Origin of the sequence: Arthrobacter sp. NtRootA1 (assembly GCF_019976975.1) — a bacterium.
GTDB classification, from domain to species: domain Bacteria; phylum Actinomycetota; class Actinomycetes; order Actinomycetales; family Micrococcaceae; genus Arthrobacter; species Arthrobacter aromaticivorans.
In genome coordinates this window covers 3,167,282-3,181,943 of record NZ_AP024630.1, presented here as the reverse complement: position 1 = coordinate 3,181,943, position 14,662 = coordinate 3,167,282, and the positions used below count along the sequence as shown (strand labels likewise).

At 61.3% G+C, this 14,662-nt stretch carries 10 protein-coding genes; 7 read left to right on the top strand and 3 right to left on the bottom strand.

Features of this window, described 5'->3' with window-relative positions; translation table 11 throughout:
- The first annotated feature begins 28 nt into the window (after window positions 1-28).
- From tig to LDN90_RS14270, 5 genes are all read left to right on the top strand, one after another.
- Complete coding sequence (gene tig, locus LDN90_RS14290) at window positions 29-1,411, top strand: trigger factor (RefSeq protein ID WP_223946250.1); 1,383 nt, start codon at window positions 29-31, stop codon at window positions 1,409-1,411.
- Between the two features lie 254 nt (window positions 1,412-1,665).
- Window positions 1,666-2,289, top strand: a complete 624-nt coding sequence (locus LDN90_RS14285) for an ATP-dependent Clp protease proteolytic subunit (RefSeq protein WP_275964122.1) — start codon at window positions 1,666-1,668, stop codon at window positions 2,287-2,289.
- Between the two features lie 38 nt (window positions 2,290-2,327).
- Window positions 2,328-2,987 carry an ATP-dependent Clp protease proteolytic subunit gene (locus LDN90_RS14280; protein WP_216925476.1) on the top strand — a complete coding sequence of 220 codons (660 nt, stop codon included), beginning with the start codon at window positions 2,328-2,330 and terminating at the stop codon, window positions 2,985-2,987.
- A gap of 183 nt (window positions 2,988-3,170) precedes the next feature.
- Window positions 3,171-4,460 (top strand): ATP-dependent Clp protease ATP-binding subunit ClpX, encoded by a 1,290-nt coding sequence (clpX, locus tag LDN90_RS14275; RefSeq protein WP_216925477.1) that lies wholly within the window; start codon window positions 3,171-3,173, stop codon window positions 4,458-4,460.
- Window positions 4,461-4,556: 96 nt separating this feature from the next.
- The gene (locus LDN90_RS14270; RefSeq protein ID WP_223949301.1) at window positions 4,557-5,171 is read left to right on the top strand and encodes a DsbA family protein; all 615 of its coding nucleotides are present in this window, start codon (window positions 4,557-4,559) and stop codon (window positions 5,169-5,171) included.
- Between the two features lie 37 nt (window positions 5,172-5,208).
- On the opposite strand, the gene LDN90_RS14265 is transcribed toward LDN90_RS14270, so the two are convergent.
- Complete coding sequence (locus LDN90_RS14265; RefSeq protein ID WP_223946249.1) at window positions 5,209-6,084, bottom strand: DNA-formamidopyrimidine glycosylase family protein; 876 nt, start codon at window positions 6,082-6,084, stop codon at window positions 5,209-5,211.
- A 367-nt stretch (window positions 6,085-6,451) separates the two neighbouring features.
- Window positions 6,452-9,073 carry a valine--tRNA ligase gene (gene valS, locus LDN90_RS14260; protein ID WP_223946248.1) on the bottom strand — a complete coding sequence of 874 codons (2,622 nt, stop codon included), beginning with the start codon at window positions 9,071-9,073 and terminating at the stop codon, window positions 6,452-6,454.
- A 73-nt stretch (window positions 9,074-9,146) separates the two neighbouring features.
- Between valS and LDN90_RS14255 the strand changes: the two genes are divergently transcribed.
- Window positions 9,147-9,926 carry an SDR family oxidoreductase gene (locus LDN90_RS14255; RefSeq protein WP_216925480.1) on the top strand — a complete coding sequence of 260 codons (780 nt, stop codon included), beginning with the start codon at window positions 9,147-9,149 and terminating at the stop codon, window positions 9,924-9,926.
- A gap of 14 nt (window positions 9,927-9,940) precedes the next feature.
- Here LDN90_RS14255 and LDN90_RS14250 read toward each other — a convergent pair whose 3' ends face one another.
- Window positions 9,941-10,999 carry an endonuclease/exonuclease/phosphatase family protein gene (locus LDN90_RS14250; protein WP_223946247.1) on the bottom strand — a complete coding sequence of 353 codons (1,059 nt, stop codon included), beginning with the start codon at window positions 10,997-10,999 and terminating at the stop codon, window positions 9,941-9,943.
- A gap of 354 nt (window positions 11,000-11,353) precedes the next feature.
- On the opposite strand from LDN90_RS14250, the gene ileS reads away from it, so the two are divergent.
- A complete protein-coding gene (gene ileS, locus LDN90_RS14245; RefSeq protein ID WP_223946246.1) occupies window positions 11,354-14,662 on the top strand; it encodes an isoleucine--tRNA ligase in 3,309 nt (1,102 codons plus the stop codon).

Below are 14,662 nucleotides of genomic sequence, written 5' to 3'. Positions count from 1 at the left end.
TACCCACAAATTCAGGAGTACTTAGACTGTGAAGAGCGCTGTCGAGAACCTCACCCCCACGCGGGTCAAGCTCAACGTTGAGGTTCCCTTTGAGGAACTGAAGCCGAGCATCGATGCCGCTTACAAGACTGTTGCTTCGCAGATCCAGGTCCCCGGATTCCGCAAGGGCAAGGTTCCGTCCAAGCTGATCGACCAGCGCGTTGGCCGTGGCTATGTCCTGGAAACCGCCATCAACGATGGCCTCAACGGCTGGTACCAGGCCGCTGTCCAGGAAACGGGTGTTCGCCCCCTGAGCCGTCCTGAGGTTGAAATCACCGAGGTTCCGGACCCGTCCGCAACCGACGGCGAGCTCAAGTTCCAGGTGGAAATTGACGTACGCCCCGAGATCGAGCTGCCGGACTACGCAGGCATCAAGGTTGAGGTTGCTGCGGCCGAATCCTCTTCTGAAGACGTCGACAAGGCCCTGGATGAACTTCGTGGCCGCTTCGGCACCCTGAAGTCCGTGGAGCGTCCCGCACAGAACGAGGACTTCCTCACGATCGACATCACCGCCACGATCGATGGCGAAGAAATCGACTCGGCCTCAGGCTTGTCCTACCAGGTTGGTGCCGGCACCATGCTTGAGGGCCTGGACGAGGCCGTAACCGGCCTGTCCGCCGACGAAGAGGCAATCTTCGACACCACCCTCGTTGGTGGCGACCACGCCGGCGAGGCGGCCCAGGTGAAGGTTGTTGTCAAGGCCGTCAAGGAGCGCGAGCTTCCTGAGGCCAACGACGACTTCGCCCAGCTGGCCTCGGAATTCGACACCCTTGCTGAGCTCCGCGAGGACCTCGCCAAGCAGGCTGCCGATTCCAAGGTTGTCGGACAGGGTGTTGAGGCCCGCGACAAGGTTCTGGACAAGCTTGTAGAGCTCGTCGAGGTCCCTGTTCCGGCTTCGGTTGTCGAAGAGCAGATTGAAGCTCACTTCAACCCGGAGAACGCCCACGGCGAAGGTGACCACGACACCGAGGAACACCGCGCCGAGGTCAAGGCCAACACCGAGCGCGCCTTCCAGAACGAGGTCATCCTTGACGCCATTGCGGACAAGGAAGAAGTTGAGGTCAGCCAGAACGAGCTGATCGACTACATCGTCAGCACGGCAAGCCAGTACGGCATGGACCCCAACCAGTTCGCCCAGATCATCGATCAGAGCGGCCAGGTTCCCATGATGGTTTCCGAGGTACGCCGCCGCAAGGCACTGGCCGTTGTGCTGGGCCAGGCCGAGGTTGTCGACTCTGAAGGCAACAAGGTCGACCTCAGCGACTTCGTCCGCCCCGCAGGCGAGGTTGCTGCCGACGAATCTGCAGTCGCCGAAGCCGGCGAGGAAGCGGATGCTGTCGCCAGCGATGACCCCGCAGCCGTGAAGTTCTAGTCAAAACGCATCAACCGACCCCGGATCAGCAGATCCGGGGTCGGTTTGTTTTAAGCCCTGAACGGACAAGTCCGCATACAATAAGCGCGCTGGATCTGCGGGCCCGCTCCAATCGTGCGCCGTCAGCGAACAGCGCGATTCCGGCGAACAAATCGTCCCTGAAAACGGTTAGTGTCCAAGTAGTGAAGTTCAGTGAGGTCACTGGCACCAGCGAGAGGTAAGTACTTATGTCACAGCAATCAGAGGCTCCCCGGATGGCAACTGTCGATCCCGCAGCCCAGGACAACTACATCTACAACCGCCTGCTGAAAGAGCGCATCATCTGGCTTGGCTCTGAAGTCCGTGACGAGAACGCCAACGCCATCTGCTCGCAGCTGCTCCTCCTCTCGGCTGAAGACCCCGAGAAGGACATCTACCTTTACATCAACTCGCCCGGTGGCTCCGTGACGGCCGGCATGGCCATCTACGACACCATGCAGTTCATCCCCAACGATGTTGTCACTGTTGCCACCGGCCTGGCTGCCTCCATGGGTCAGTTCCTGCTCTCCTCCGGAACCAAGGGTAAGCGCTACGCGACCCCCAACGCCCGTATTCTCATGCACCAGCCTTCCGGTGGTATCGGTGGCACTGCTTCGGATATCAAAATCCAGGCCGAGCTGATCCTGCACATGAAGAAGGTCATGGCGGAACTCACTGCCGAACAGACGGGCCAGACTGTGGAGACCATCCTCAAGGACAACGACCGCGACAAGTGGTTCACGGCCACCGAGGCCCTGGAGTACGGCTTCTTCGACAAGATCTCGGCCCACGCAGGCTCGGTAGCTGGTGGCGGTGGAACGGCCAACCAGTCGAACTCCGAGCCAGGCTCCGAAAACTAACCGGCACCAAAGAACCACTGAAACCCAGGAGTAATGACATGAACTACAACTTCGGATGGTCTGCCGGTAATCTCCCAACCAGCCGCTACGTCCTGCCCCAGTTTGAAGAGCGTACCCCTTACGGCTTCAAGCGCCAGGATCCGTACACCAAGCTGTTCGAGGACCGCATCATCTTCCTCGGCGTCCAGGTTGACGACGCTTCTGCCGATGACATCATGGCCCAGCTGCTGGTCCTTGAATCGACGGATCCGGACCGCGACATCACGTTGTACATCAATTCGCCAGGTGGATCCTTCACCGCCATGACGGCGATCTATGACACCATGCAGTACATTCGTCCCGAGATCCAGACGGTATGCCTGGGCCAGGCAGCCAGCGCGGCTGCTGTGCTGCTTGCAGCAGGAACTCCGGGCAAGCGGCTGGCACTGCCGAACGCACGCGTGCTGATCCATCAGCCCGCGTTGTCCGGCGGCCAGGGCGGCCAGGCATCCGACCTCGAGATCCAGGCTGCTGAAGTCATGCGCATGCGTACATGGCTTGAGGACACGCTGGCACACCACTCCGGCCGCACGTCCGAGCAGGTCAATAACGACATCGAGCGCGACAAGATCCTGACCGCGGCCGAGGCCATGAGTTACGGCTTGATTGACCAGGTTCTGGACTCCCGCAAGATCAAGCCCCAGGCAATCGCCAGGTAGCAGACAGTAAAACGACGCCGGTGCGGTTCGCGAAATATGGACCGCACCGGCGTTCTGTTTCCGCCCAAGCAGCCCATTGTGACCTAGAGTGGATGTTGTCACGGTGGTGCCAACCCCGGCCAGGCCGCACACTTGAGTACGGCGCGGAGCCGCATCACCCGCATGTAACGAAGGGATTCACACATGGCTCGGATTGGCGAGAGCACGGACCTGCTGAAGTGTTCTTTCTGCGGAAAGAGCCAGAAGCAGGTACGGAAGCTGATTGCCGGGCCCGGTGTGTACATCTGCGATGAGTGCATCGAGCTTTGCAACGAGATCATCGAAGAAGAACTTGCGGAAGTTTCGGACCTTGGCAGTTTTGAATTGCCCAAGCCCCGGGAGATCTTCGATTTCCTGCAGGAGTACGTCATTGGCCAGGAACCTGCCAAGCGGTCGCTGGCGGTTGCTGTGTACAACCACTACAAGCGCATCCAGGCTGGTCACGCTCCCAAAGCCGGCAGCCTTGGTGAGGGTCCGCATCACGAGGATGTGGAGATCGCCAAGTCCAACATCCTGCTGATTGGCCCAACCGGTTGTGGCAAGACCTACTTGGCACAAACGCTGGCGCGCAGGCTGAATGTGCCGTTCGCTGTAGCCGATGCCACGGCGCTCACGGAGGCAGGCTACGTTGGCGAGGATGTGGAGAACATCCTGCTCAAGCTCATCCAGGCGGCAGATTACGACGTCAAGAAAGCCGAACAAGGCATTATCTACATTGACGAGATCGACAAAATCTCCCGCAAGAGCGAGAACCCCTCGATCACCCGGGATGTCTCGGGCGAAGGAGTCCAGCAGGCCCTGCTGAAGATCCTCGAAGGCACAGTTGCCTCCGTGCCGCCACAGGGCGGACGTAAGCATCCGCATCAGGAATTCATCCAGATCGACACCACCAATGTGCTCTTCATCGTGGCAGGCGCATTTGCCGGTCTCGAGGACATCATCGGTTCCCGGTCCGGGCGCAAGGGCATCGGCTTTGGAGCGCCGCTCAACGAGGTCCGGGACAACGTGGACACGTACGGCGAAGTCATGCCCGAAGACCTGCTGAAGTTTGGACTCATTCCGGAGTTCATCGGCCGCCTGCCGGTGATCACCACCGTCTCGAACCTCGACCGTCCTGCATTGATCCAGATCCTTTCCACGCCCAAGAACGCCTTGGTGAAGCAATACCAGAAGATGTTCCAGTTGGATGGTGTTGAGTTGCAATTCGACGACGACGCGCTGGATGCCATCGCTGACCAAGCGCTTGAACGCGGCACAGGGGCACGTGGCCTGAGGGCCATCATGGAAGAAGTGTTGCTGCCAGTCATGTTTGATCTCCCGAGCAGGGATGACATCGCAACTGTGGTCATAACCGCTGATGTCGTGGATAACAAGGCCCAGCCGACCATGATCGGCCACGACGTCGTAGCGAAGCGCCGGAATAAGTCGGCCTAGCCAGCCGTTGGCCTAGTAGCGGCGGTTTCACTGATTCAGCGTCGCTCCACGCCCGTTTCCACTCTTGTCGAGGAGTTTCCTGTGCCCGAACAGAATTTGCCTGAGCAGTCCGTCAACAAAGCCGATTTCTGGTTCGATCCCGTTTGTCCCTTCGCATGGATCACATCGCGCTGGATCGGCGAGGTGGAGCAGGTGCGGGGTATTGAGACGGATTGGCATGTCATGAGCCTGTCGGTGCTCAACGAGGGCCGTGACCTTCCCGGCGACTACCGGGCAATGATGGACGACAGCTGGGGTCCGGTGCGTGTGATCATCGCGGCCCAGGAACTGCACGGCAGCAGCTACGTCAAGCCGTTGTATGACGCCATGGGGGAGCAGATCCACCATGAGGGCAACAAGGACCGTACTTCCGTGATTGAGAAGGCCCTGGCAGAGGTTGGGCTTCCCGCTGAACTGGCACGGTTCGCTGGTTCCGACGACTACGACACGCAATTGCGCGCCAGTCATGAGGCTGGCATCTCTTTGGTGGGCCAGGATGTCGGAACACCCGTGGTCGCCGTAAACGGTACGGCCTTCTTCGGCCCGGTCCTCACCCGGATTCCGAGGGGCGAAGGGGCGGGACAGCTTTGGGACGCCACGGTAACCCTTGCCGGGTACCCGCACTTCTTCGAAATTAAGCGCAGCCGCACGGAAAGCCCTGAGTTTAACTAGAGCTTCGCGGTTCAACCTGAACCAGAGCTGCCTGGAGCTACTTCAAGAAGCGTGACGTGCGCCGGTCCGCGAGGATCTTTCCGTTGGTTTGGCAGGTGGCACAGTACTGCAGTGAGGTGTCCGCGAAGGACACCTCACGCACAGTGTCACCACAGACAGGGCAGGGTAGCCCGGTCCTGGCATGCACCCTGAAATTGCTTCGCTTGGTGTCCTTCAGCTCGCTGGAAGGCTTTCCAGCTGCCGCGTTCACTGCACCCACCAGAACTTCTTGCATCGCGTCGTAGAGCCGCTGTACTGTTTCGCCGCCGAGCGACTTGGCGATGGCGAAGGGAGAGATTTTGGCAGCATGCAGAATCTCGTCGCTGTAGGCATTGCCAATCCCGGCGATGACACTTTGGCTGCGGAGAAGTCCCTTGATTTGTTGGGAACTTGACTTAAGGATTGCTGCCAGGGCATTTTCGTCGAAGTCGGGGCTGAGTGGTTCCGGGCCAAGGGTTGCGATTCCAGGAACATCCAAGGGATCCCTTACTACGTAGATGGCCAGGCTTTTCTTGGTGCCGGCTTCCGTCAGGTCAAGACCGATGTGGGCATCGTCGGCCACCCGGTGCAGCAATAGTCTGGCGGCGATGTTGCTCTTGCCCATGCGGAGCCCTGCTGACGAGGGATGCTCGGTGTAGCGAACCCATCCTGCCTTGGCCAGGTGGAAGACGAAAAACAGGCTCCCGGCGTCGAGGCTGATGAATTTGCCGAAGCGCTGGGTGCCCTGGATGGTCCGGCCCTCAAGTGAGCTGTAAGGGGGATCAGCCGTCTTCAGGGCTGCGATGGAGTTAATGCGGACGTCGGACAGTACGGCTCCACGGAGTTGGGTGTCCAGATACGTGCACAGGCCGTGCACTTCGGGAAGTTCCGGCATGAGCATACTCTGCCATAGCTTTGCCCGGGCTGCAGGAAAGCTGCACGAAAAAGGCCTCCGCAGAACTACAGGATTGTAGTTCTGCCGGAGGCCTTGTGCATGGTCTCCGACGGGACCACAATGGTTCTTACCCACTTCGAAAGAAGAGGGACACGGAAACCAAAGATTCAGTGATATGCAACCAACGCAGCCTTTGGCAAAGTTGGAAGCAAGCTACCTGTGACGAGGTAGTAAGACCTGAAATTCCGAGGATTCCGCCAGACTGTCAAGCCGTCACCGGACAGCCGAAAAGTCGAAGCCCCACCAACGGCAAAACGCTGATGGGGCTTCCCCTTTGCCCAAAAATGGGCCAAGGACGCGGGCTGGGCTACGACGCGGGCGTTTCCTCTGCCGGTGCCAGGACAACATCGCTGACCGTGAGCTCACCCTCGCCGGACTGGAGTGCAATCTCCTGTGCGTTCGCGGCCGCCTTCAGGTCCCCGAGTCCAGCCTTGAGCTGCGCAACAAGCATCTCATTGGCGGTGATGGATGCTGAGAGTACTGCGGTGCGCTGCTTCACCTTGGCCTCGGACTTGGCCTTGCGGATGCCACTGAGTGCTACCCCAACAGTGCCAAGCATTGTGGTGTCGCCGTCGGCGATTTCCAGTGCGGCCGGCCACTGGGCGCGGTGAACCGAGCCGGAGCGCCACCAGCTCCACACCTCTTCGGTCGCGAAGGGCAGGAATGGCGCGAAAAGGCGCAGCAAGGAGTCCAAGGTGGTGGCCAGTGCAGCCAGCACGGATGCCTGTTCCGACTCCCCGGCCGCACCGTAGGCGCGGTCCTTGATGAGCTCGACGTAGTCGTCAGTGAACTGCCAGAAGAATGACTCTGTGATCTGAAGTGCCCGGGCGTAGTCATAGTTGTCGAACGCCTTGGTGGACTGGGCAACCACATCGGACAACTGCGCGAGCAGTGCACGGTCCAGCGGATTGGTCAGTACGGAGAGATCGCTGGACACGACGGAGTTTTCGGTGGCCCCAAGGTTCAACACGAACTTGGACGCGTTGAGCAGCTTGATGGCCAACCGCCGGCCGATCTTCATCTGCGCGATCTCGTAGGCCGTATCTGCGCCGAGCTTGGCCGAGGCTGCCCAGTAGCGGACAGCGTCCGAGCCGAACTCGTTCAGGACATCCGTGGGAACAACCACGTTGCCCTTGGACTTGGACATCTTCTTGCGGTCCGGGTCAAGGATCCACCCGGAGATAGCTGCATGCTTCCAAGGCGCGCTCTTCTGCAGGGCGTCGGCGCGGACAGCGGAGGAGAACAGCCACGTGCGGATGATGTCGTGACCCTGGGGGCGGAGGTCGAAGGGGTAGACCTTGGAGAACAGTTCCTCGTCACGGCTCCAGCCACCCACGATCTGCGGGGTAAGGGAGGACGTGGCCCAAGTGTCCAGGACGTCGGCGTCACCGGTGAAGCCGTTGGCCTGATCGCGCTGAGCTTCCTCGAAGCCTGGGGCTGCATCCGCGGCGGGATCCACGGGGAGCATGTCATCCGAGGGCAGGATGGGGTGGTCGTAGTCCGGGTTGCCCTGGGCATCCAGCGGATACCAGACGGGAATGGGCACGCCGAAGAAGCGCTGGCGGGATACCAGCCAGTCGCCGTTCAGGCCCGCAATCCAGTTCTCGTAGCGGGAGCGCATGAAGGAAGGGTGGAAGTTGATTTCCTGGCCACGGCCGATCAGGCGTTCGCGGCGTTCTTCATCGCGCCCGCCGTTGCGGATGTACCACTGGCGTGAGGTCACTACCTCAAGGGGCTTGTCACCCTTTTCGAAGAAGTTCACGGGGTGCGTGATCTTCTTCGGTTCGCCGTCCAGCAGGTCTGCTGCAGTGAGAAGCTCCACTACGGCTTCCTTGGCGGAGAAAGCAGTCTTGCCAGCGATCGCTGCGTAGGCTTCCTTGCCGGCGTCGGTGGTGATCCACTCCGGGGTCTCGGCGATGATGCGGCCGTCGCGGCCCATGATGGCGCGGGTGGGCAGCTGCAGTTCACGCCACCACGTGACGTCGGTCAGGTCACCGAAGGTGCACACCATGGCGATGCCGGAACCCTTGTCCGCCTTGGCGAGAGGGTGGGCCTTTACTTCGAGCTCTACATCAAACAGCGGGGATTTCACTGTTTTGCCAAAGAGCGGCTTGTACCGTTCGTCGTCGGGGTTTGCCACCAGCGCGGCGCAGGCGGCAAGAAGCTCCGGGCGCGTGGTTTCGATGAAGATCTTTTCGCCGGCTTCGGTGAAGAAGGGGTAGCGGTAATACGCGCCGGCTACCTCTCGGTCCTCCAGCTCAGCCTGCGCCACGGCGGTGCGGAAGGTAACGTCCCAGAGGGTGGGAGCCTCGGCCATGTAGGCGTCACCGGCAGAGAGGTTGGCGAGGAAGGCACGCTGGGATACCGCACGGGAGGTGTCATCGATGGTGCGGTAGGTCAGGTCCCAGTCCACGGACAAACCGAGGGTCTGGAAGAGGTTCTCGAAGACTTTTTCGTCCTCCACAGCGAGTTCCTCGCACAGCTCGATGAAGTTCTGGCGGGAAACGACGTCGAAATCGCGCTGGTTCTTGGCTGGCTGCGCAGGCGGACGGTAGTCGGCGTTGTACGGGATGGCGGGATCGCAACGCACACCGTAGTAGTTCTGGACGCGACGCTCGGTAGGCAGGCCGTTGTCGTCCCAACCCATGGGGTAGAAGACGTTCTTTCCGGTCATGCGCATGTAGCGGGCCTGGACGTCTGTCTGGGTGAACGAGAACATGTGCCCCACGTGAAGGGAGCCCGAGGCGGTTGGCGGGGGAGTGTCGATCGAGTAGACATGCTCCCGGGTGGTGTCCGGATTGAACTTGTAGGTCCCTTCGTCCAGCCAACGCTGCGTCAGCGTGGCCTCCAGGCCTTCGAGGGCCGGCTTGTCGGGAACGTTGATGGGGGCGGTGGCGGGCGTGTCTGTACCCTGCGTTGATTCAGCCATGGGTCAATTGTTCCATGGCCCGCCGTTACGGGCTGCTTCGGCCGGTGCCGGCGACCACCGATAGTGTAGTGCCATGACTTTGGCAGCACGGACGGCTTATCCAGTTCAGAACAAAACGGCAGTAGTTACCGGTGCCAGCACGGGCATCGGCGAGGCCACGGTGCGGGCGTTGGCCTCCACAGGCTGGAAGGTCTTTGCGGTGGCCCGCAGGGCCGAACGACTGGGTGCGCTGGGCGCCGAAACCGGCGCCATTCCGTTTGCGGCCGATATCACCAGCGACGACGACGTCTCTGCCCTTTTGCAGGCAGTTTCCAAAGCCGGGGGAGCCGATACCCTCATCAACATTGCCGGAGGTGCCCGGGGCGCGGACATGATCGCGAATGCCGATACTGAGGATTGGGAGTGGATGTACCAGGTAAACGTCCTGGGCACCATGAAGATCACCCGGGCATTCCTTCCGATGCTGAGGGAGGACGGGGAAGGAACCGTACTTAACCTGACATCCACCGCCGGACTGGCCGCTTACGAAGGCGGCGCCGGTTACAACGCCGCAAAGTTCGCCCAGCACGCCATGACCAACGCCCTAAGGCTGGAAGAAGTGGGTCACAACATCCGTGTCATCGAGGTAGCGCCGGGCCTGGTCCACACGGAGGAATTTGCCCTTAACCGGCTGGGCGACAAGGACGCCGCCGCCCAGGTCTACGCCGGAGTCGAAAAGCCCCTCACGGCAGAGGACGTGGCCGACGTCGTCAAGTACGCAGTCTCCCTGCCACATCACATCAACCTGGACCAGATCGTTGTCCGCCCGGTGGCCCAGGCAGCCAACCACAAGCTCATCCGCAAGGAAAGCTGAAGCACGGGCGCACTCTAACTGGCGGGGATGACCAGCGTTGCCACAATGGCCGCATGGTCAGAACCGGAAACCTGGTGGACCGCGTAGCCACTGCTGCTGATTCGGGGCGAAGTAACCATATGGTCGATCACGATTCCCGGAAGAGGTGGTCCCTCCATTGGCCAGGTGGGGGAGAACCGTCCGCCTGAGGCTGTTCCAACATCGACGAGCTTTTTGCCGTCCTGTCCACCGCCCAGGGCAGGGTCAAGCAAGGCGCGGAACTCGGTGTGATCGTAGGTGGAGTTGTAGTCACCCATCAGCAGGTGATGCCCTGGACGGGAGGCCTGACGGGCAACCTGGACAAGGTCGCTGCGCCACTGCTGCATCCGCTCATCAACCGGGGGCAGAGCGTGAACGTTGGTGAGGTTCAACGTGGCCTTGGAAACGTTGTCCGGATCCGTGATGAAGACCCGCGTGACGTCCATCCGGAATGGCGTATCGGGCAGGAGCCCCTCCGGCTGCAGACGGAAAACGGAATATACGGCGCCACCGGAAGCGTCGTCGTTGGGTTCACTCAGGAGGTTCGGCAGTATTGATTCCAGGCCTTCGGAGCGTAGTCGGTCTTCCAGCCCTTGCGTATGCTCCTGGAACGTCAAGAGTTGAATACCGTTCTCCCGGACCAACTTCACGATGGCACTTGCGTCAGCCTCACCGTATTCAGTGTTGAGGCTCATCACCTTCACGGAAACAGTGGCGGTCCCCGCAGGAACTGCTTCTGGCCTTCCGGTGTCCAGCGGAAACAGCCAGAACAATTGGAGAGCCAAGAGGGCCGCCGTCGTGATGAAGACCCACAGCCGGCGCCCAAACAAAGCAAGGACCATCGCCAGCGCCGAGGGCAGGACCATCCACGGGGTGAACGACAACAGTTGAACCACCACCAGCGGCCACTCCGTGGGGACCGCCCTGAACAGGGACATTCCTGCCACAGGCAACACCAAGAGCAGAGCCAGGACCGACCACGCAGGGGATGCTTGGTGAGCCAGCCAGCGTCTGACCGGGCCTGAGGTCGGAAGGACAGAGGCAGGGTTGGTCATGGGGTCGAGTCTATGCACCCGACCGCCTCCAGCTGGTCCACCCGAAGGATGATCCTGCGAGTGGAGCGCGGGCCTCTCCTGCCGCTAGACTTGGGAGACAAGCGTTGACCCGGCCATCACCGGTGAGCTTCCGGAAGAACATCCCTGAACGCCCACGTGGCGAAATCCAAGCGGCGGTCAGGGCCCAGTAGAACCGGACGGGTAAGCCCGTCACAGCAGTAATGAGAGGCCGGAACCGGCCGTTGCCCCACCCAGGGCGCCATGGTTCCGGTAAGTGAGGTGGTACCGCGGCAACAGCAAACGCTGAAGCCGTCCTCGCATCCTGACAGTCAACCAGCTATCACAGGATATGAGATGACCCACTACCCCAAGGCCTCAGCGTCTCCTTCAGGCACGCAAGGCGTGTCCGCTTCCGTGAAGTTCCCGGAAATCGAAGAGCGCATCCTCAAGTACTGGGAAGAAGACGGCACCTTCCAGGCAAGCATCGACCAGCGCGATGCCGGCAAAGACGGCAGCAACGAATTCGTCTTCTACGACGGCCCGCCCTTCGCCAACGGCCTCCCGCACTACGGCCACCTCCTCACTGGCTACGCCAAAGACCTCGTAGGGCGCTACCAAACGCAGCGCGGAAAGCGCGTAGAACGCCGCTTCGGCTGGGACACGCACGGCCTCCCCGCCGAACTGGAAGCCATGAAACAGCTGGGCATGACGGACAAGACCCAGATCGAAGCCATGGGCATCGATAAATTCAACGACGCCTGCCGCGCCTCGGTGATGAAGTACGCCAACGAATGGAAGGCCTACGTCACCCGCCAGGCCCGCTGGGTGGATTTCGACAACGATTACAAGACACTCAACGTCGAGTACATGGAGTCAGTGCTGTGGGCCTTCAAGCAGTTGCACGAAAAGGGCCTCACCTACAACGGCTACCGCGTCCTGCCGTACTGCTGGAAGGACGAGACCCCTCTGTCCAACCACGAACTCCGCATGGACGACGACGTCTATAAGAACCGCCAGGACCAAACCGTCACGGTGACCTTCCCCATCAAGGCTGGCACATCCGAACTCTCACAGGCGCTCGCAGGCGTCCAGGCCCTTGCCTGGACCACGACGCCCTGGACGCTGCCCACCAACCTGGCGCTCGCCGTCGGGCCTGACATCGCTTACGCAGTCCTGCCCGCCGGTCCGAATGGCGTCAAGGCTGCGTCGGCGGAAGCGCCGGTCACGGGTAGCTTCCTTCTGGCTGCTGACCTCGTGGGGACCTACGCCAAGGATTTGGGGTACGACGACGCAGCTGCCGCAGCTGCCGCTGTCGTGTCAACGCATACAGGCGCCGAGTTGGCGGGCCTTGAGTACGAGCCGCTGTGGAACGACTTCGCCGATGCTGAGAAGTACGGCACCCAAAACGCCTGGCGCTTCCTTGTGGCCGACTACGTCACCACCACAGACGGTACGGGAATCGTGCACCAGGCTCCGGCCTACGGTGAGGATGACCAGAAGGTCTGTGAAGACGCCGGAATCCCCGTTGTCCTGTCCGTGGACGAGGGCGCGAAGTTCCTTCCATTGTTTGCGCACGGAGAGCTGGCCGCCATCGTGGGCCTGCAGGTCTTTGATGCGAACAAGCCCATCACCCAGGTGCTTCGCGCCGACGGCCGCCTGGTCCGCCAGGCCAGCTACGAGCACAGCTACCCCCACTGCTGGCGTTGCCGGAACCCGCTGATCTACCGTGCAGTGTCCTCGTGGTACGTGGAGGTCACCAAGTTCAAGGACCGCATGTCCGAACTGAACCAGGAGATCAACTGGATCCCGGGCAACGTCAAGGACGGCCAGTTCGGCAAATGGCTGGACAACGCCCGCGACTGGTCCATCAGCCGCAACCGGTACTGGGGCTCACCTATCCCGGTATGGCAGTCGGACGACCCCGAGTACCCGCGCACGGATGTGTACGGTTCGCTGGCGGACCTGGAAGCCGATTTCGGCCGCCTGCCGGTCAACAACGAAGGCCAGGTGGACCTGCACCGTCCGTTCATCGATGAATTGACCCGACCCAATCCGGACGACCCCCGTTCTCCGGCGGAGGGCCAGTCCACCATGCGTCGCGTCGAGGACGTCCTGGACGTCTGGTTCGACTCGGGCTCGATGCCGTATGGCCAGGTGCACTACCCGTTCCAGAACGAGGAATGGTTCGACACACACAACCCTGCGGACTTCATCGTGGAGTACATCGGCCAGACCCGCGGCTGGTTCTACATGCTCCACATCCTGAGCACCGCATTGTTTGACCGCCCGGCTTTCCGCAACGTCATCAGCCACGGCATCGTGCTGGGCTCGGACGGACAAAAGATGTCCAAGAGCCTGCGCAACTACCCGGATGTTTCCGAGGTCCTGGACCGTGACGGCTCCGACGCCATGCGGTGGTTCCTGATGTCCAGCCCCATCCTGCGAGGCGGCAACCTGGTGGTTACCGAGCAGGGCATCCGCGACGGCGTCCGCCAGGTCATCCTGCCGCTGTGGAACGTGTACAGCTTCTTCACGCTCTACACGAACGCCGCGAACTCCGGTTCAGGTTACGAAGCGAAGCTGCGCTACGACGGCTACTCCGACACGTTGGACCAGTATTTGATGGCCAACACCGGGGACCTCGTCCGCAGCCTGACCGAAAGCCTGGATTCCTACGACATCTCCGGCGCCTGCGATGAACTCCGCAGCTACCTGGACATGCTGACCAACTGGTACGTTCGCCGCAGCCGGCAGCGCTTCTTCGACGAGAATGAAGACGCGTTCGATGCCCTGTACACGGCCTTGGAAGCTGTATGCCGGGTCTCGGCGTCCCTGCTGCCGCTGGTGACCGAGGAGATCTGGCGTGGCCTGACCGGTGGCCGCTCTGTGCACCTGGCTGACTGGCCTGATGCTTCGCTGTTCCCGGCCAACGCCGACCTCGTGGAGGCCATGGACCGCGTTCAGCAGATCTGCTCCACCGGTTCAAGCCTGCGCAAGGCCGCTAACCTGCGGGTCCGCCTGCCGCTCCAGGAACTGACGGTTGTGGCACCTGGCGCAGATGCGCTGGAAGGCTTCGCCGCCGTCGTCGCTGATGAACTGAACCTTCGCTCCGTCCGCTTGCTGGACGCTGCTTCGGCTTCGCCGGAGGAATTCGGCATCGAGCAGAAACTGGTGGTCAACGCCCGGGCTGCTGGACCGCGCCTTGGCAAAAACGTGCAGCAGGCCATCAAGGGGTCCAAGTCCGGTGATTGGTCCGTGAACGATTCCGGCGTGGTGGTGGCCGGGGGACTCGAGCTTGAGCCGCATGAATACAGCCTGGAGACTGTGGTGGGAGAGACGTCCGACGGCGGTGCTGCCGCCCAGAAGGCCGTCTCAGTGCTCCCCGGTGGTGGATTCGTCGTCCTGAATACCGAGGTCACTCCTGAGCTTGCTGCGGAAGGCCTGGCCCGCGACCTGGTTCGTGCCATCCAGCAAGCACGCAAGGATGCCGGACTGAATGTCAGCGACCGCATCCGCACATCTGTCGAGGCGCAGCAGGACGTCATTGATGCGCTGGAAACCAACGCTGAGCTCGTCAAGACCGAGACGCTGTCCTTGGAACTGGAAGTACTTCTCTCCAGCGCCGAGGAACCGCGCGTCACCGTAGCAAAGGCAGGGGCCTGA